Source organism: Pantoea sp. UBA4549, assembly GCF_002387285.1.
Classification (GTDB): Bacteria; Pseudomonadota; Gammaproteobacteria; order Enterobacterales; family Enterobacteriaceae; genus Pantoea; species Pantoea borealis.
This window is the reverse complement of sequence record NZ_DGLH01000006.1, coordinates 21,076-39,721: the sequence shown is the minus strand read 5'-3', so window position 1 is coordinate 39,721 and position 18,646 is coordinate 21,076. Positions and strand designations below refer to the sequence as shown.

Sequence of the window (18,646 nt, the reverse complement as noted above, 5' to 3'; positions counted from 1 at the left end):
ACACCAGCCAGAAAATGATAAGAGGGAAACATGTCATCAGCTACGTTAACTGAATTAGAGGCGCGCTATCATTTTGCCTGCGAGGTCGCCAGAGCCGCCGGCAGTCGCGCCATGTCGTGGTATCAGCAGCGTAACCAGCTGGTTGCAGAATATAAGAAGGATTTACAGGATCTGGTCAGTGAAGCCGACCGCAACGTTGAAGAGCTGATCAGGCACCTTATTCTTGAACGCTTTCCTGAAGATGCGGTTATCGGCGAGGAGAGCGGCGGAGACGCCGGAGAGGCACGTTTTATCTGGGTAGTCGACCCGATTGATGGCACCAGCAACTTTCTCAGCGGGCTGCACAACTGGTGTGTAGCGCTGGCGATTGTGTGTGAGGGCGAACCCGTCATTAGTGTGGTATGCGATCCTAATCATCAGGAGACTTTTCACGCCTGCCGGGGCAAAGGCGCATGGATGAATGAGCAGCGTATCCAGGCACACAGCGCCGGGCAGCTGAGCCAGGGCGTGTTTGGCCTGGGCTGTTCAACCAGTCAGCCTGCGGCTCCGCTGCTCGACTTTATCAGCGCGCTGCTGCAGCAGGGCGGCATGTTTATCCGCAACGGTTCCGGCGTACTGATGAGCGCGTGGGCGGCCGCTGGCCGGCTGACCGGCTACTATGAAGCGCGCATGCAGCCGTGGGATGGCCTGCCCGGCATTGTGCTGATGCGGGAAGCGGGCGGAGAGACTAACCGTTATGAACACAATAACGGCCTGACGCAGGGCAATCCGGTGCTGCTGGCTAACGCCACGCTCTGGCCGCAGATCAATGCGCTGCTGGCGGAGCCGCTGACGTGAAATCGCTGCTGCTATTGCTGCTGCTGCCGCTGCTGGCCACCGCAGCCGATCCCTGGCAGCTGGAAAAGGTCGTGGAGATCAGCCGGCACGGCGTGCGTCCTCCGACCGCGGCTAACCGGGCAGAAATTGAAGCGGCCACGCAGCGTCCCTGGCCGCGCTGGAGCACGCCAGATGGCGAACTTACCGGTCACGGCTACAGCGCGGTAGTGAATAAAGGGCGCTGGCAGGGTGACTATTACCGTCAGGCGGGTCTGCTTCGTGCAGGCTGCCCTGACAGCCGGCAAATCTACGTGCGCGCCAGTCCGCTGCAGCGCACGCGGGCTACGGCCCAGGCGCTGACCGACGGTGCGTTTCCCGGCTGTGGTGTGCCGGTGCATGCTGTCGCCGATGCGCCGGACCCTTTGTTTCAGAGCGAAACGTTTCCATTTGCCCGGACCGATGCTGCCCGCGAGCAGGCGGCTATCGCCGAACGAGCCGGCGATCTTGCTGCACTGCAGCAGCGGCTGCAGCCGGTGATCCGGCAGCTGAATGCGGCGGTCTGCGATGGCGAATGCCGCTTTTTTTCGCGTCCATGGCAGCTAAAGCAGACCCGAAACGGCCACAGCTATGTTCAGGGATTAAGCGTGATGGCAAGCATGGTGGAAACGCTGCGGCTGGGCTGGAGTGAAAACCTGCCGCCGGAGGCACTGGCGCAGGGTCGCCTGACTTCAGCACAGCATATTACGGCACTGCTGCCGCTGCTCACTGCCAATTACGATCTGAGTAACGATGTCCCCTATCTGGCACAAAAACGCGGTTCTCTATTGCTGGATGCGGCGATCGCGGCGCTGGAAGATCGGCCCGGTTCGCCCGATACCCGCTGGCTGCTGCTGGTGGCCCATGACACTAATATCGCCATGGTACGCACCCTGATGCATTTCAGCTGGCAGCTGCCGGGCTACGCACGCGGGAATATTCCGCCAGGCAGCAGCCTGGTGTTTGAGCGCTGGCGCGATACGCGCGATAACAGCCGCCAGCTGCGTATTTACTTTCAGGCTCAGAGTCTGGATGCGCTGCGCCAGCTCACGCCGGTAGATCGGCTGCATCCTTTACTGCAGGCAGAGTGGCATCAGCCAGACTGTCACAACAGCGCCGTCGGCACGCTCTGTCCTTATCAATCAACGCTGGCTCAGCTCAGACAGGGAGTTGACAGCAGCGCCCTCGCCCCCGTCACGTGGGCACCCTGAGCCAGTTGCACCTTTGTTCAGCCCGCCATGCGGGCTTATTAATTTTTTACCTGCCTTTTAATTCTGCTGAAGCGTTTTTGTCGCTGAATTGCGATAATTCTATATTTGCCTGCATTGACGTAACACTATGAAAATTAGGGTATTCTGAGGGCGTCAATCATCCCTTAGTTTTGACCTATTTTTCCGTTTTTGTTCTATTTTTCGGCGACAGGATGCGCCGAATACTTTTTTTTCCATAAAAAAAGTCGCCACACAGGGCGACTCTTTTCTTTTCAGCTCAGCGTAACGCTCAGCGTTTCTGTCTTTTTACCAGCGGCCACGCCAGCAGCAGCAGCACAATCCATGCAAAGCCCACATAGAGTGAAATTCGCGTATCCGGGAAGTAGCCAATCAGCGCAATGATAAAGGCAAGAAACAGCACGCCTGCCCAGGTCGTGGCACTGCCGCCTGGCACGGCAAACTGCAGCTGTGCCGCCTGCGCCTTACCAATTTTGCGCCGGAATGCAATCTGCGACAGCAGGATCATGATCCACACCCACACCGTGGCAAAGGTCGCCAGCGAGGCGATCACCAAAAAGACTTTTTCCGGCATCAGATAGTTAAGATAAACGGCGATGAGCATCGCGAACATCATCACCACCACCGTGACCCACGGGATACCGCGCGAAGAGACTTTCTGAAACACTTTAGGCGCGTGACCCTGCTGCGCCATACCGTGCAGCATACGTCCCACACCAAACACATCGCTGTTGATGGCAGACAGCGAAGCGGTCAGCACGACAAAGTTAAGAATTGACGCCGCCGCAGCAATCCCCAGATGCTGGAACGTCAGCACAAACGGGCTGCCCTCGGTACCCACCTGATTCCACGGGTAGATCGACATGATGACAAACAGCGTGCCGACATAAAACACCAGGATACGCAGCGGCACTGAATTGATCGCGCGCGGAATGGATTTGGCTGGCTCATCCGCTTCACCGGCAGTAATACCGATGATCTCGATGCCCCCATAGGCAAACATCACCATCTGCAGGGAGAGCAGCATACCTACAATACCGTGGGCGAAGAAACCGCCGTTGCTCCAGAGATTATGGATCCCGGTTGGCTGGCCGCCGTTGCCGATGCCCCAGAAAATCATGCCAAAACCCGCCACAATCATGATGATAATGGTGGCGACCTTGAAGAAGGAGAACCAGAACTCTACCTCGCCAAATACCTTCACGCTCATCAGGTTGATGGCACCAATAATCAGCACCACTGACAGCACCCAGATCCAGTGCGGCACCTCCGGAAACCAGACGCCCATATAAATGCCAAAGGCAGTGACGTCCGCAATCGCCACAATCAGGATCTCAAAGCAGTAGGTCCAGCCGGTGATGTAGCCCGCCAGCGGACCGAGATAATCCTGCGCATAGCGGGAAAAGGAGCTGGATTGCGGGTTGTTAACCGACATCTCTCCCAGCGCACGCATAATGATATAGGCCACTGCGCCGCCGATAATATAGGCCAGCAAAACGCTGGGGCCCGCCATCCTGATAGCATCCGCCGAGCCGTAAAACAGCCCGGTGCCGATTGCCGATCCCAGCGCCATAAAGCGAATATGGCGCGTGCTCAGTCCGCGTTTGAGCGTGTTGGTTTCTTGCATAACAAACAGGTCCTGTGAAAATGAAAAAACCACGGGCAAGCCCGTGGTCGGAATGAACAGCCGTGTCGTTTACTGCCGGACCGCTACCTGCTGCGATCCTTTAACGCGATCTACAACGGCAGCAATCACCATCATTGCCAGCGAAGGCGGCAGCCAGGCGAGTCCCTGATCGGCCAGCGGCAGATGCTGACTGAACAGCGGCAGTATCTCTTTAAAGCTGGTGGTTTTGATTGCATCCACAATGCCAAACAGCAGGCTGACCAGCATGGTTGGCGCAATAATACGCGCACTGCGGTTCCACCAGTTGAGGGTGAAGCTTAGCACTATCAGCACGATACAGGGCGGATAAATTGCTGTCAGCACCGGGATAGAGATCTGAATCAGATGGCTCAGGCCCAGATTCGACACCACCATTGAGAACAGGCCCAGAATAAACACCAGCGCTTTATACGACAGCGGCAGATATTGTGCAAAAAATTCAGCGCAGGCGCAGGTCAGGCCAACGGCCGTTACCATGCAGGCGATAAAGATCAGCGCAGCCAGGAAGAAGCTGCCCATGCTGCCAAACGTCTGCTGTACGTACGCATGCAGGATCGCGGCGCCGTTAGCATTCTGGTCAACCAGACCGGCGCTGCCGGAGCCGAGCTTAAACAGGCTCAGGTAAACCAGCGTCAGTCCGACACCGGCGATAAGGCCAGCCAGCATGGTGTAGCGCGTCAGCAGTTTCGCATCTTCAACGCCGCGTGAACGCGCCGCATTCACAATCACAATACCAAACACCAGTGCGCCCAGCGTATCCATGGTGAGATAGCCATTCACAAAACCGGTAGAGAACGCAGCGCGCTGATAGTCTGCCGTCGCAGGTGCAATACCGCCTGCCGGCCAGACCAGCGCCGCTACGCCGAGTATGGTCAGCGCCACAATTTTCAGCGGTGCCAGCACGTGCCCTACGGTATCCAGCAGTTTGCCCGGATAGAGAGAGATGCCGATCACCAGCGCAAAGTAGATCAGGCTGTAGATAAACAGCGGCAGCGCGCCGTCACCGGTCAGCGGAGCGATACCGACTTCAAACGACACTGTTGCGGTACGGGGTGTTGCGAACAGCGGACCCACGGCCAGATAGCAGACCGTCGCCAGCAGCAGACCCGCCGCTTTACCGATTGGCGAGCTGAGCGCATCGATGCCGCCGCCAACGCGCGCCAGCGCAATCACGGTCATAACCGGCAGGCCAACCGCGGTAGCGAGGAAACCGAATGCAGCAACCCAGACGTGTTCACCAGACTGAATGCCCACCATAGGTGGAAAGATAATGTTGCCTGCGCCAACAAACAGGGCAAAGGTCATAAAGCCCAGCGCAAGGATGTCCTTCGGGGTTAAACGGTATGTCATAACGTCTGTCGTGCCTGTAGCTGATGTTGCGGTGGAAGTTGAGTTTGTGTTGTCCCCTGATTGCGCAGTAACAATGGCTTAGCTGGATTAACCAGTGCGAAATGCGGGCCGAATCGAGACAGCGCAGGTGATTTAATCTGCTTTTCTTCTGTTCACAGAGGGATGAATCGACAACGGCGCAAATTAAAACGTTTATAGCGGAGAAAGACAATACAGGATCGAAAAACCAGAAGGATATCGCGCATAAGCGCATGCAGGCAGTGATTATGGGCGAAATAGCCGCTAAACGCCCCAGATGATTTGTTTAAAATTCAGACAAACCAAAAGTTGTTCTTGCATAAGTGCGGTTCCGGATGCACAAAAGGCGCGATTTACGCGCCTGTCTGCACAACTTTACACTCTCACCACACCTGTTTAGCAATATCCACGACCAGGCGGATCTTCTGCCACTGTTCCGCTTCGCTCAGGCTGTTGCCCTCTTCGGTAGAGGCAAAACCGCACTGCGGACTGAGGCAGATCTGATCGAGGCTGATATACTGCGCCGCTTCCTGCAGCCGCGCTTTGACCTGTTCAGGATCTTCCAGCGCGCCGGTTTTCGTCGTGATAAGACCGAGTACCGCTTTCTGATGGCCTGGCTTAATGAAGCGCAGCGGCTCAAATCCGCCGGAGCGCTCATTGTCATACTCCAGGAAAAAGGCGTCGATATTCACGCTGCCGAACAGGATTTCCGCTACCGGCTCATAGCCGCCTTCCGATATCCAGGTAGAACGGAAGTTGCCGCGGCACACGTGCAGCCCGACGGTGAGATCCGCCGGTTTGTCTGCCAGCGCTGCGTTGAGTACCTGTGCATAGGTGCGGGCCAGCGCCTGCGGATCGTCACCGCGCGCGCGGATCTGTTCCTGCTGTTCACCGGAGCAGAGATAGGCCCAGACGGTGTCGTCCAGCTGCAGATAGCGGCAGCCGGCAGCATAAAACGCGGCAATGGCGTCTTTATAGGTCTGAGCCAGATCGGCAAAATAGGCGTCCAGATCGGGATAAACCGTGGCGTCGATAACCTTACGGCCGCCGCGGAAATGCAGCACGCTCGGGCTGGGAATGGTCATTTTAGCGACCGCATCGCCGGCGATACTCTGCAGAAAGCGGAAGTGATCCAGCATCGGATGCGCCGGATTAAACGAGACTTTACCGGTGACTTTTACGCCGTGCGCTTTGGTCTGCACGCCGTTGAACTGGATACCCTGCTCCGCTTCAAACAGCTCCACGCCATTCAGGTCGCCAAAGAAATCAAAATGCCACCATGCGCGACGGAACTCTCCGTCAGTAACAACCTGCAGGCCATTGGCGCGCTGCTGCTCTACCACATGACGGATAGCCTGATCTTCCACTTCGCGCAGCTGCTCAGCGCTAATTTCACCACGGGCGTGCTGCTCGCGTGCCTGTTTAATGGCAGCGGGACGCAGAAAACTGCCGACGGTATCGGCGCGGAACGGGGCATGCAGAGCGGACATAGATTCTCCTTGCAGACCGGTAGTTGCGGTCAGGTATAATTTCTCATGGTTATTTTAGCCGTCTGGATGGCTATATGTCCAAAGAGTGCCACGCTTCAGCGCGCAGGGCAACGGAAGAATTTTCAGCAGACATGAGGAAAATTCACTTTCCTGTGTCCGTTCTTCATATTTATTCAATGGCCGCCCGCGCAGCGGAGATTTGCGTGTCTGAGAGAGGTAAATAGCCCGCTTCCGCCACCCGGCGCTGCCCCTGCGACGACAGCACCTGATGCAGAAATGCAGCCACCAGCGGTGGCAGCGGCTTGCCGGGCGGTTTGTTCACATAAATATAGAGTGGCCGCGACCAGGGATAGCGGCCACTGCGGATCGACCCGGCATCAGGCATGATGCTTTCACCGGTTCGGGTCACTATCGGCAGCATCCTGACGCCGCTGAGATGAAAGCCAAAGCTGGCGTAGCCGATACTCTCTGGCGTGGCCGCTACCGCCTGCACCACGGCAGCCGAGCCGGGGAACTCCGCCACGTCAGCGCGAAAATCGCCGCGACAGAGCGCCTGCTGTTTGAAGAAGCCCCAGGTGCCGGAGGCGGAGTTGCGGCCAAAGCGCTGGATACGCCGCTGCGCCCATTTACCGTCTGCAACGCCTGTATCGCCCCAGCGCTGCGGCACCTGCGTGCCGCCGCACAGGCGGGTGACGGAATAGATCGCATCAAGCTGCGGCTGACTGATACTCCGTAACGGATTAGCCTGATTCACCACCACCACCAGCGCATCCATCGCGACCGGGACAGCGAGCGGTGCGTAGCCGTAACGGGCAATGAAGAGCTGACGTTCCTCATTTTGCATCGGCCGGCTCATTGCGCCCAGCTGTGCGGCACCTGCCGCCAGCGCCGTTGGCGCGGTCGAAGAGCCCGCAGCCTGAACCTGAACGTTAACACCGGGTGCCTGCAGGCTGAAATCTTCTCCCCACAGCGTCATCAGATAGCCCAGCGTGTCGGACCCCACGCTACTGAGATTGCCGGTCAGCATCGCTTTTTGCGCCTGCGCCAGAACCGGGGAGAGCAGCAACAACGTGAAGAGCAGAGATTTCAGCATGGTGCCGCCGTCAGAGAAAAGAGAAATGCTATTGTGGCGCGCCGGCGAAAGCGGCGCAATGCTGATTACCCTGCCCGTTCCTGCGCGGCCTCTTCCACAATCAGACGCGACGGCAGCAGAAAGCGAAAGCAGGTCTCCTGATGCGGCTGGCTGGTGATCTCCAGCCGGGCGTTGTGATGGCTCAGCGCATGCTTGACGATCGCCAGCCCCAGTCCGCTGCCCCCTGTTGCCCGGGAACGCGCTTTATCAACGCGGTAAAAGCGCTCCGTCAGGCGCGGAAGATGCTCTTCGCTGATGCCGGGGCCGTTATCGCAAACTTTAAACTCTGCCCCCCGTCGCGTGCGCAGCCAGCTGACAGTGATATGGGTGCCTTCCGGCGTGTGATTAACCGCGTTATAGACCAGGTTAGAGATAGCGCTGCGCAGCTGCTCGTCGTTACCCAGTACGCGCAGATGAGGATCGGTTTGAAAGTGAATAACGTGACGCCCCTGGCTCAGCGTTTCCGCTTCGCGCTGCAGCAGATGCAGCATGGCCGGCACGTCGACCCGCTCTTTGAGATCGAGCGCCGGCGCCGCCTCAATGCGTGACAGCGTCAGCAGCTGCCTGACCAGACTGTCCATGCGCCGGGTCTGCTCCTGCATCGTACCCAGCGCTTTGCTGCGCGTGCGCGCATTCATCGCCTCATCGTCCATCATCTCCAGATAGCCCTGCAGCACCGTGAGCGGCGTGCGCAGTTCATGACTGACGTTGGCAAAAAAGTTGCGGCGGGCGCCCTCCAGCTGATGCATCTGGGTCACGTCGCGCGCCACCATCAGCCACTGCCCTTCACTGTAAGGCATCACGCGGAACTCCATGTGCCGCTGATTGTTCAGTACCACCGTCAGCGGCCGGTCAAAATCGCGCTGGCGGATATAGCGGGAGAATTCCGGATAGCGCAGCAGGTTGAGAATATTCTGGCCGTTATCCTCCGGCCAGCGCAGCCCCAGATGCTGCTGAGCGAGGCCGTTACACCAGAAAATGGTTCCCTCTTCGGTGGTCAGCACCACGGCATCCGGCAGCGACTCCGCGCCGCTGCGAAAGCGTTTGATCAGGTTTCCCAGCTCGCGGCGGCGGCGGCGGTTACGCAGCTGCATCTGATAGAGGCCATAAAACAGCGGCTCCCAGCTGCCGCGCCCGGTGGGTGGTGTCATTGAGCGGTCGACCCACAGCCAGTGGGAGAGACGCATCAGGTTAGCGAAATGCCAGAGCAGAACGCCTGAAACAGCAGCCAGCAGCCACCACGGCAGATAGCCAGACAGCAGGCCGAGCAGCAGCGCAGGCAGACAGGCCAGCGCCAGCTCGGTCAGTAATCGCTTCCAGGAGAGGCGTTCCAGCACGGTAGCAGGCTCCGTTTAGTAGCGGGCAGAGAAACGGTACCCTGTTCCGCGTACGGTTTGTACCATGCGGTCATGGCCGGAGGTTTCCAGTGCTTTACGCAGGCGACGGATATGAACATCAACGGTGCGATCTTCGACATACACATTGGTGCCCCAGACGTGGTTCAGCAGCTGTTCACGACTGTAGACCCGCTCCGGATGCGTCATAAAAAAATGCAGCAGTTTATATTCAGTCGGCCCCATCTCCAGCGGCGTGGTTTCCGACATCACGCGATGTGAGGAGGGATCGAGACTCAGTCCCTGCATCTCAATCACCTCTTCGACCGCCATCGGGGAGATACGCCGCATCACGGCTTTGATGCGCGCCATCAGCTCTTTTGGTGAGAACGGCTTGGTGATGTAATCGTCGGCACCCACTTCCAGCCCGCGCACGCGATCTTCTTCTTCACCGCGCGCGGTCAGCATCATGACCGGGATATCGCGCGTCATGGCTTCACGCTTCAGATGCTTAATAAACTGAATGCCGCTGCCGCCGGGTAACATCCAGTCCAGCAGGATCAGATCGGGCCAGGGCTCAATCAGCCGGCTAATCGCGCTGTCATAATCGTCCGCTTCGATTGGCTGGTAGTCATTCTGTTCCAGCACAAAACATAACATCTCCCGGATGGGTGCTTCATCTTCCACAACCAAAATGCGCTTGGCCATTATTGCTCCTGCGAGTGTGACGGGATGTCACTGGGATATGCGGCGTCATTATGCGTCAGTTTTATGACACTTTTATGAAAAACCCTGCCCGTAAGCAAGAGATAAAAACGGCAGCATCACCGGCAAAAACGTGTTTTTTCCTTTACGGCCGAAGCCGTTATACTGGCCGCCAGCTTTCAGGCAGGACACCCCATGCGCATTATTCACACCGCAGACTGGCATCTCGGTCAGTTTTTTTACAGCAAGAGTCGCGCCGCAGAACATCAGGCTTTTCTCGACTGGCTGCTCCGGCAAATTGCTGAGCATCAGGTTGATGCACTGATCGTGGCAGGCGATCTGTTTGATACCGGCTCGCCCCCCAGTTATGCCCGTGAAATGTTTAACCGGTTCGTCGTCGCGCTACAGCCCAGCGGCTGTCAGCTGATTGTGCTGGCGGGCAATCACGATTCGGTTGCCACGCTGAATGAGTCGCGTGAACTGCTGGCCTGCCTCAATACCCGGGTGATCACCAGCGCCACGCCCGGCGGCGAACAGCAGGTGCTGACGCTGATGCGCCGTGACGGATCGCCGGGCGCACTGCTGTGCGCCATACCCTATCTGCGCCCGCGCGATATTCTGCGCAGCCGGGCCGGTCAGTCCGGTCGCGACAAACAGCTGTCGCTGCTGCAGGCGATTGAACAGCACTATCAGCACTGCTACAACGCTGCCGTGGCAGAACGAGACCGGCTGGATCAGCCGCTGCCGATCATCGCCACCGGCCACCTCACTACCGTGGGCGTGACCAAAAGCGACGCGGTACGCGATATCTATATCGGCACGCTGGATGCGTTTCCGGCGCAGGCGTTTCCGCCCGCAGACTATATTGCGCTCGGCCATATTCACCGCGCGCAGCGGATTGGCGGCACGGATCATATTCGCTACAGCGGCTCCCCTATCCCGCTCAGCTTTGATGAAACCGGACGAGATAAAAGCGTCTTTCTGCTCGATTTTAGCAGCACGCTGGAGCGCGTCACTGCGCTGCCTGTACCCGCCTTTCAGCCTATGCAGATGCTAAAAGGATCGATGGCAGACATTGAGGCACAGCTGGCACAGTTTGCGCGCTATGACGAGCCGCTGCCGGTATGGCTGGATATTGAGATCACCACGCAGGAGTATCTCACCGATCTGCAGCGGCGTATTGAACAGCTCACAGCCACCCTGCCGGTAGAGGTGCTGCTGGTGCGCCGCAGTCGTACGCTGCGTCAGCGCAGCCTGGAGCAGCTCACTAATGAAACACTGAGCGAGTTAAAGGTAGAAGAGGTGTTTGCCCGTCGTCTGGCGCAGGAGTCAGAGCTGGACGCGCAGCAGAGTGACGGGCTGACCCGCCTGTTTCGCACCGCGCTGGCTGCACTGGAGGATCCATCCGCATGAAAATTCTGACGTTACGTTTTAAAAATCTCAACGCGCTGCGCGGCGAATGGCTGATCGACTTCCGTCAGGAGCCGTTTGCCAGCAACGGCCTGTTTGCCATCACGGGTGCCACCGGCGCCGGGAAAACCACGCTGCTCGATGCCATCTGTCTGGCGCTCTATCACCAGACGCCGCGCCTTGGCGGACTGTCGCAGAGTGAAAATCAGCTGATGACGCGCGACACCGCCGAGTGTCTGGCCGAAGTGGAGTTTGAAGTTAAAGGTGAGGCCTGGCGCGCTTTCTGGAGCCAGAACCGCGCACGCGGTCAGGCTGACGGCAAGCTGCAGGCGCCACGCGTTGAGCTGGCGCGGGTCGCCGATAACCAGATCGTGGCGGATAAAGTCGGCGATAAGCTGAAAGCCATAGAGTCGCTCTCCGGGCTTGATTTTGCCCGCTTCACCCGTTCAATGATGCTGTCGCAGGGTCAGTTTGCGGCATTTCTGAACGCCCGGCCCGGCGAGCGCGCCGAACTGCTGGAGGAGCTGACCGGGACCGAAATTTATGGCGATATCTCCATCCATATCTTTGAACGCTGGCGCGCGGCGCGCGCGGCGCTTGAAACGCTGCGCGCCCGTGCCGGCGGCATGACGCTGCTGGATGAAGCGCAGCGTGCGGCGCTCACACAGCAGCTGAACACATTAAGCGCTGAAGAAGTCGCGCTGAATACCCAGCTCACGCAGGCGCAGGAACAGCAGCAGTGGCTGACGCAGGCGCAGCAGCTGACGCAGGAGCAGCAGATCGCTGCCGCAGCGCGTCAGGCTGCCGAACAGGCGTGGCAGCAGGCGCATACAGATCGCCAGCGACTGGCGCGCGCCGAACCGGCAGAGAAGCTGCGTGCCGGGCTGCAGCTGCGCGGGCAGCTGCAGCAGGACAGCGATGCACAGCAGCAGCTGATCCGCCAGCTGCAGCAGCAGCAACAGCAGGCTGAAGCGACGCTGCAGCAGGCAGAACACGGCTATCAGCAGGCGCTGCAGATGCGCGATGATGCGGCCGGGGCGGGACAGCAGCTTGAAACGCTGCTGACGGAGCAGGTGCTGCCGCTCGATCAGCAGATAGCGCGCACCGCACAGCAGCTGAGTGAACAGCAGCAGCTGCTGACACAGCAACAGCAGGCGGTCGTGCAGAGCGAACAGGCGCTGCAGCAGCAGCAGCAGGCGAGTGAACGCTTACAGCAACAGCTGGCGGAACAGCAGGCGTGGCGCACGCGCGAAGCGGCTACCGCGGGCTGGGGGCCGGAGCTGGCGCGCTGGCAGGCGGATATCGATCATCTTGAGGGGCGTGAACAGGCGGCGACGCAGCTTGCCGAACAGCGGCAGCGGCAGCGACAGCAGCTGGCGCAGCAGCAGCAGGCGCTGGCGGCGCGCGAACAGGCGGCTCAGCCATTAGCGCAGGCGGAAGCGGAGAGCCGCCAGCAGCGCGAACAGGCTGAGCAGGCGCTGACCTCTCTGGAAAATCAGCAGCGCAGCGCCGATCTGCGTGACGCCCTCGCCCGCTATCAGCAGCAGCGTGCCCCGCGTCAGCAGCTGACGCTGCTGGCCGCGCAGTGGCAATCGCTGCAGCCGCAGCGCATACAGCGCGCTACCCGGCTGAAGCAGCTGCAGCAGAGTTACCGGGAGGGTGAAGCGACGCTGCAGACGCTGCGCGACAGCTGGAAGCGCGAGCAGCAGGCGCTGCTCGATCTGCGTCGCCTGTGTGAACTGGAACGGACCATCGCCCGGCTGGCTGATGAGCGCGCCAGGTTACAGCCTGACACCCCCTGCCCGCTGTGTGGTTCCTGTCAGCATCCGGCGATAGCGGAATATCAGCAGGTCAGACCGGATGACAATCAGCAGCGACTTGCCGTGCTGGAGACGGCCGTCGCACAGCTAAAAGAGTCAGGTACGGCACAGGGCGAACAGCAAAAACTCTCCCTGCAGCAGCAGCAGGCGCTTGAAGAGGAGCTGGCTGAACTGGATCGCCAGCTGGCGGCACTGGATAGCGAGTGGCAGGCGCTGTGCGCTACTCTGGGGCTGCACTATACGCCTGCACAGCATGCGGAATTCACCGCCTGGCAGCAGCAGCTGGAGGCGCAGGCGCTGGCGGAGCAACAGCAGCTGCAGGCGCGCGAGCAGGCGGCGGCAGCGCTGCAGCAGGCCAAAGATGCGCATCTCCAGCAGCAGCAGCAGTGGCAGCAGCACCAGCAGCAGCAGCAGCTTGCGCAGCAGCAGCTGGAGAGCGCACAGCAGCAGCTGGCCGATCTGGAACAGCGCCTCCGGGATGAGCAGCAGGCGCTGCAGCAGTATACGACGCGGCTGACAGAGCAGCTCAGTGCCCATCAGCTTATTCTGCCGGACGCCGCCGGACGCGCCAGCTGGCTCGCTGCACAGCAGCAGCGCTGGCAGCGCTGGCAGGAAAGTGAGCAGTTACTGACTTCTCTGCAGCCGCAGCTCGCCAGAGCCGGAAGCGAGCAGCACAGCCTGCAGCAGACGCTGCAGCGTGAACAGCAGCAGCAGGAGAGCCTGCAGCGCGCTCTGACGCTGATGCAGCAGCAGCAGCAGGAGCAGCAGCAGCAGCGCAACCAGCTGTTTGGGTCGCGCAGCGTGACGGAGGCGCGCCAGCAGCAGCACGCGCGACTGCAGCAGCAGGAACAGGCGCTGGCACAGGCGCTGCAGCAGCGGCAGCAGGCGCACAGTGGGCTGCACAGCCTGCAGGGGCAGCTGGCGCAAACGCACAGCCAGCAGAAAGCTCTGACAGAGCGTCTGCAGCAGGCTGAGCAGCAGTTCTGCCAGGCGCTGCAGCAGAGCGCGTTTGCGGATGAAGCGGCGCTACGCGCGGCGCTGCTGCCGGAGGAGACGCTGCAGCAGTTGCGCACACAGCTGCAGCAGCTGGAGCAGCAGCGTTTGCAACAGATCGCCCGCGATGAGCAGCTGGAGCAGCGACTGACGCAGCATCAGCAGCAGCGTCCGGCTGGCCTCAGCGATGAGCAGGCTGCCACGCTCAGCCAGCAGCTTGAGACGTTACGTCTGACGCTGCGTGATAACGCGCGCCAGCAGGGAGAAGCGCAGCAGCAGCTGCAGAGTGATGCGGCCCTGCGTCAGCAGCAGCAGACGCTGCTGGCAGAGATCGCTGCCGATGAAGCTGAGCTGGTGCAGCTAAGCCGCCTCAACGATCTGATTGGTTCAGCCAAAGGGGATAAGTTCCGGCGTTTTGCTCAGGGGTTAACGCTGGATCATCTGGTATGGCTGGCAAATCGTCAGCTCGATCGCCTGCATGGCCGCTATCTGCTGCAGCGACGCCTCAGCGATGAGCTGGAGCTGGAGGTGGTGGATACCTGGCAGGCGGACGCCACCCGCGATACCCGGACGCTTTCGGGTGGTGAAAGTTTTCTGGTGAGTCTGGCGCTGGCGCTGGCGCTTTCCGACCTGGTCAGCCATAAAACCCGCATTGAATCCCTGTTTCTCGATGAAGGGTTTGGCACGCTTGATGCGGAAACGCTGGATACCGCGCTCGACGCGCTGGATGCGCTTAACGCCAGCGGGAAAACCATTGGCGTGATCAGCCACGTTGAGGCGATGAAAGAGCGTATTCCGGTTCAGATCCGGGTACGAAAAATGAATGGTCTGGGATACAGCAAGCTGCTGCTGCCGGGTGAGTAACCTGCGACTGATTCTGGTTCTGCAGAGAGTCAGAGGAATGCCATAGCTTTCCGCCCGGCGCGCGGTAGACTCAGCGGCTGACTTCCGTTTATCAGGCTCTGTTATGAAAATACCGTTTATTGCCGCCGCAGCGGGCCTGCTGCTGACAACGCTGATGCTGAATGGCTGCGCCCGTTCGCCTGCCGTTCAGCCCGTCGCATCAGCCAACCTGTGTGAGCCGGATGCGGCGCCGGAAAGCGCTTCCTGCCACTGGACGCGCAGCGTTCAGCATCAGCTTAACCAGCAGTTCCGCGATGCGGCACGCTATGCCGGACAGCAGTGCTGGCTGCGACTGGAGTGGCAGGCCAGCGGGCGCTTTGCCGTCACCCAGACGCAGGGTGACGAGGCGCTGTGCCTGCGCGCCTGGCAGCTGGTTGCCCGGTCCGGCGCGCTGCCCCCGCCGCCCGATCGCACGCAGCCGGCGTGGTTTGGTTTTGCGCCGCATACGTCATAACGTTGCCTGCCCTTCCAGCGGCCAGAGCCAGGCAGCACCGCGCACGCCGCTGGAATCGCCGTGCAGCGCTTTACGTACCGGCGTTTCACACTCGCGGCCAAACACCCAGGGTTTCATCAGGGCGGGCAGCGTCTGATACAGGCGATCCACATTACTCATACCGCCGCCCAGCACAATCACGTCGGGATCGAGCAGATTCACCACCTGCGCCAGCGCTTTCGCCAGCCGCTGTTCGTAGCGGCGCATCGCCTGCTCCGCCAGCGGATCCTGCTGCGCGATCAGCTGCATAATCTCCGCGCCTTTCAGCGCCTGTCCGCTCAGCCGCTGGTAGTCAGTGGCAAAACCGGTGCCGGAGACAAAGGTTTCAATACATCCCCGTAAACCGCAGTAGCACGGTACTTCCTGCTGAAAGCGCTGCTCGTCGGCATCCATCCACGGCAGCGGATTGTGCCCCCACTCGCCGGCGTTGCCATTTAGCCCGATGCGCGACACGCCGTTCATGGCGATCCCCGCGCCGGATCCGGTGCCGATGATCACCGCAAACACCAGCGGCTGACCGGCGCCGGCGCCGTCCGTGGCTTCAGAGACCGCCAGACAGTTTGCATCATTGGCAATACGCACCTCCCGGCTCAGCGCCTGCGCCAGATCTTTGTCCAGCGGCTGACCGTTCAGCCAGGTGGAGTTGGCATTTTTAACCCGCTGCGCATAAGGCGAAATCGAGCCGGGAATACCGACCCCGACGCTGCCCCGTTCTCCGGTCTGCGCCTCGGCCAGACGGACCAAATCCGCCATCGCCCCGACCGTGGCAGCGTAGTCGTTGCGCGGGGTATTCACGCGATAGCGGAACAGCTGCAGGCCGTCATCAGATAAAGCAATAACCTCTGTCTTGGTGCCGCCTAAATCGATACCGATACGCACGGGTTATTCCTCATTATTCACATGGGGTGGAGATACAGTAGAGGGGCCATTCGGGAAAGGCAATGAAACCCGGCGCAGGTTTCGCTATCATGCGCGCTCCCTGTTTGAGACTTGTGCGCCCGATCGCACCCACGGTAAGGAATCCCGATGTTGTGGTTTAAAAATATGATGGTTTATCGTCTGAATCGTGACCTTCCGCTGTCCGCAGACGATCTGGAAAAACAGCTTGATGTATTTACGTTCTCACCGTGCGGAAGTCAGGATATGGCCCAGACTGGCTGGGTATCGCCGATGGGTAACCGCGGGGAAGCGCTGGCCCACGAGGTCAACGGACAGATAGTGATCTGCGCCCGCACCGAGCAGAAAATTCTGCCGTCACCGGTCGTGAAGCAGGCGCTGGATGCCAAAATTGAGAAGCTGGAGGCAGAGCAGAGCCGCAAGCTGAAAAAAACCGAAAAAGATTCGCTGAAAGATGAAGTACTGCATAGCCTGCTGCCGCGCGCTTTCAGTCGTTTCAGTCAGACCTTTATGTGGATCGATACGGTTAATAATCTGATCGCTGTCGACTGCGCCAGCGCTAAAAAAGCGGAAGATACGCTGGCGCTGCTGCGCAAGAGCCTCGGCTCGCTGCCGGTCGTGCCGCTGACCATGGAGAAGCCAATTGAGCTGACGCTGACGGAGTGGGTGCGCGGCGGCGAACTGCCTGCAGGCTACGATCTGATGGATGAAGCGGAGCTGAAAGCGCTGCTGGAAGATGGTGGCGTGATCCGCTGCAAGAAGCAGGATCTGATCTCCGATGAGATTGCCAACCACATTGAAGCGGGCAAAGTGGTGACCAGACTGGCGCTCGACTGGCAGGAACGAATTCAGTTTGTGATCGCTGATGATGGTTCAGTAAAACGCCTGAAATTCAGCGATACGCTGCGTGAACAGAATGATGATATCGATCGCGATGATTTCGCTCAGCGCTTTGACGCTGACTTTACGCTGATGACCGGCGAACTCGCCGCGCTGATTGCCAGCCTGACCGATGCGCTCGGCGGCGAAGCCCCGCGTTAATAAGGCATAAAAAAAGCTGCAGCCTGAAGGTTGCAGCTCTGTCTCTCTTTTACCGTTTACAGGTAGCGGCAGAGATAGGAGGTAGGCTCAGCTACCTGCAGGTGAAACTCACTGTGGCCCGGGACATTAAATGTGCTGCCCGCCTCATACCATTTCCACTCCGCCTCGCCTGGCAGCAGCACTTTCAGTGCGCCGCTCACCACCGTCATCTCTTCCGGCTGGCCGGTGCCAAAAGTGTACTCGCCTTCAGCCATAACGCCTACGCTGGCGCGGCCAATGGTCACGCTGTCGAACCCGATCGATTTCACTTTTCCGTCGAAATAATCACTGACATTGAGCATGCTTTTTCCTCGCAGCACATGAAGGTTATCAGCAGATTACAAGGGAAACCGTCAGAGTGTCACGTAAATAAATTGCTGCTGACGCAGCAGCAGCGCAATTCAGGAGAGTCCGGAGAATTCACTGGCGTCCCTGCCAGAGAGGTTTATTCTTTTTCCACGTCTTCGTAGCGATCTTTCGCATCCTGCGCTTCCTGCTCTGATTCATGCTCGCTGATCAGGGAGTTCTCTTTGGGATGATCGGCACGCAATTCATACCAGGTAACTTTGTTACCTTCAGGCCCTTTTTCGACGGCGACGACACGGGCTTCACGCGGATAGGGTGGTCTGGATGGCATCGTTTTCCCTCTCTTATCAGTGTTCCACACGGCAGGGGCAATCCGCTGCCTGTTACTGAGTATAGACCAGCATACATTGATGCCAGTAAAGCGGGAGTTTTCTGATGACGATCAGCTGGCGCGGGCCAGAGCGAGTGAACGTATAATCTCTTCTGCAACCTGCTCAGGCGGCTGCATGGCATCGACCCGATAGTGCGCTGCCTGCTGATAAAGCGGCGCGCGCAGGCGCAGAATTTCATCCATTTCTTCTGCAATCGGCTGGCCGGTCAGGGTGGGCCGCTGCGCAGTTTCAGGCTGCTGCTGCAGCCGCTTCGCCAGCGCTTCCGCCGGCGCGCTGAGCCAGATGACATGTCCCCGCTCACGCATAAAGTGGCGATTTACATCTGCCAGAACCATTCCGCCGCCGGTGGCAATCACCGTTGCCGGTGCGGTGACGGCGCGCAGCGCCTCAGTTTCACGCGCGCGAAAGCTCTCCCAGCCTTCACGGGCAACAATCTCAGCTACGCTGCACTCTGCTGTCTGCTGCAGATAGTGGTCGGTATCACAGAAGGTATATCCCAGCGTGCGCGCCAGCACTTGGCCGATAGTCGTTTTGCCGCATCCGCGTGCGCCAATCAGATAGATGGGTAATGACATC

At 59.4% G+C, this 18,646-nt stretch carries 16 protein-coding genes; 6 read left to right on the top strand and 10 right to left on the bottom strand.

Going from position 1 to position 18,646, the window contains the following annotated elements:
• Window positions 1-30: 30 nt before the first annotated feature.
• Window positions 31-837, top strand: a complete 807-nt coding sequence (locus B3041_RS03485) for an inositol monophosphatase family protein (protein ID WP_292969390.1) — start codon at window positions 31-33, stop codon at window positions 835-837.
• Entirely contained in the window at window positions 834-2,063 is a 1,230-nt protein-coding gene (locus B3041_RS03480) for a histidine-type phosphatase (protein ID WP_065649974.1), read from the top strand. Before B3041_RS03485 ends, B3041_RS03480 begins: the two co-directional genes overlap by 4 nt.
• 289 nt (window positions 2,064-2,352) lie before the next feature.
• Here B3041_RS03480 and proY read toward each other — a convergent pair whose 3' ends face one another.
• The 6 genes from proY to phoB all read right to left on the bottom strand — a co-directional run bounded on the left by proY (window position 2,353) and on the right by phoB (window position 9,779).
• Window positions 2,353-3,708 carry a proline-specific permease ProY gene (proY, locus tag B3041_RS03475; RefSeq protein ID WP_065649975.1) on the bottom strand — a complete coding sequence of 452 codons (1,356 nt, stop codon included), beginning with the start codon at window positions 3,706-3,708 and terminating at the stop codon, window positions 2,353-2,355.
• Between the two features lie 69 nt (window positions 3,709-3,777).
• Window positions 3,778-5,097 (bottom strand): branched-chain amino acid transport system II carrier protein, encoded by a 1,320-nt coding sequence (gene brnQ / locus B3041_RS03470; RefSeq protein WP_065649976.1) that lies wholly within the window; start codon window positions 5,095-5,097, stop codon window positions 3,778-3,780.
• 401 nt (window positions 5,098-5,498) lie between these two features.
• Entirely contained in the window at window positions 5,499-6,605 is a 1,107-nt protein-coding gene (locus tag B3041_RS03465; RefSeq protein WP_292969385.1) for a cobalamin-independent methionine synthase II family protein, read from the bottom strand.
• Between the two features lie 169 nt (window positions 6,606-6,774).
• The gene (locus B3041_RS03460) at window positions 6,775-7,695 is read right to left on the bottom strand and encodes a PstS family phosphate ABC transporter substrate-binding protein (protein WP_292969837.1); all 921 of its coding nucleotides are present in this window, start codon (window positions 7,693-7,695) and stop codon (window positions 6,775-6,777) included.
• A gap of 68 nt (window positions 7,696-7,763) precedes the next feature.
• On the bottom strand, window positions 7,764-9,074 hold the full coding sequence (gene phoR, locus B3041_RS03455; protein ID WP_292969382.1) for a phosphate regulon sensor histidine kinase PhoR: 1,311 nt from the start codon (window positions 9,072-9,074) through the stop codon (window positions 7,764-7,766).
• A gap of 15 nt (window positions 9,075-9,089) precedes the next feature.
• Window positions 9,090-9,779, bottom strand: a complete 690-nt coding sequence (gene phoB / locus B3041_RS03450) for a phosphate response regulator transcription factor PhoB (RefSeq protein WP_065649979.1) — start codon at window positions 9,777-9,779, stop codon at window positions 9,090-9,092.
• Between the two features lie 192 nt (window positions 9,780-9,971).
• Here phoB and sbcD point away from each other — a divergent pair, with 192 nt between their 5' ends.
• From sbcD to B3041_RS03435, 3 genes are all read left to right on the top strand, one after another.
• Window positions 9,972-11,189, top strand: a complete 1,218-nt coding sequence (gene sbcD / locus B3041_RS03445) for an exonuclease subunit SbcD (RefSeq protein ID WP_292969378.1) — start codon at window positions 9,972-9,974, stop codon at window positions 11,187-11,189.
• A complete protein-coding gene (locus B3041_RS03440; protein ID WP_292969375.1) occupies window positions 11,186-14,863 on the top strand; it encodes an SbcC/MukB-like Walker B domain-containing protein in 3,678 nt (1,225 codons plus the stop codon). The genes sbcD and B3041_RS03440 overlap by 4 nt, the downstream gene beginning before the upstream one ends.
• A 103-nt stretch (window positions 14,864-14,966) precedes the next feature.
• A complete protein-coding gene (locus tag B3041_RS03435; protein WP_292969372.1) occupies window positions 14,967-15,356 on the top strand; it encodes a cell envelope integrity TolA C-terminal domain-containing protein in 390 nt (129 codons plus the stop codon).
• Here the strand turns inward: B3041_RS03435 and mak are convergent.
• On the bottom strand, window positions 15,351-16,274 hold the full coding sequence (mak, locus tag B3041_RS03430; protein ID WP_292969369.1) for a fructokinase: 924 nt from the start codon (window positions 16,272-16,274) through the stop codon (window positions 15,351-15,353). The genes B3041_RS03435 and mak overlap by 6 nt on opposite strands.
• A gap of 147 nt (window positions 16,275-16,421) precedes the next feature.
• Between mak and rdgC the strand changes: the two genes are divergently transcribed.
• The gene (rdgC, locus tag B3041_RS03425) at window positions 16,422-17,333 is read left to right on the top strand and encodes a recombination-associated protein RdgC (protein WP_292969366.1); all 912 of its coding nucleotides are present in this window, start codon (window positions 16,422-16,424) and stop codon (window positions 17,331-17,333) included.
• A gap of 56 nt (window positions 17,334-17,389) precedes the next feature.
• Here rdgC and ppnP read toward each other — a convergent pair whose 3' ends face one another.
• The 3 genes from ppnP to aroL form a co-directional block, all read right to left on the bottom strand.
• Entirely contained in the window at window positions 17,390-17,674 is a 285-nt protein-coding gene (gene ppnP, locus B3041_RS03420) for a pyrimidine/purine nucleoside phosphorylase (protein WP_039382944.1), read from the bottom strand.
• Between the two features lie 143 nt (window positions 17,675-17,817).
• Window positions 17,818-18,009: a YaiA family protein gene (locus tag B3041_RS03415; protein WP_065649985.1), complete on the bottom strand. Its 192-nt coding sequence runs from the start codon at window positions 18,007-18,009 to the stop codon at window positions 17,818-17,820.
• A gap of 111 nt (window positions 18,010-18,120) precedes the next feature.
• Window positions 18,121-18,645, bottom strand: a complete 525-nt coding sequence (gene aroL, locus B3041_RS03410; RefSeq protein WP_292969359.1) for a shikimate kinase AroL — start codon at window positions 18,643-18,645, stop codon at window positions 18,121-18,123.
• Window position 18,646 lies beyond the last annotated feature (1 nt).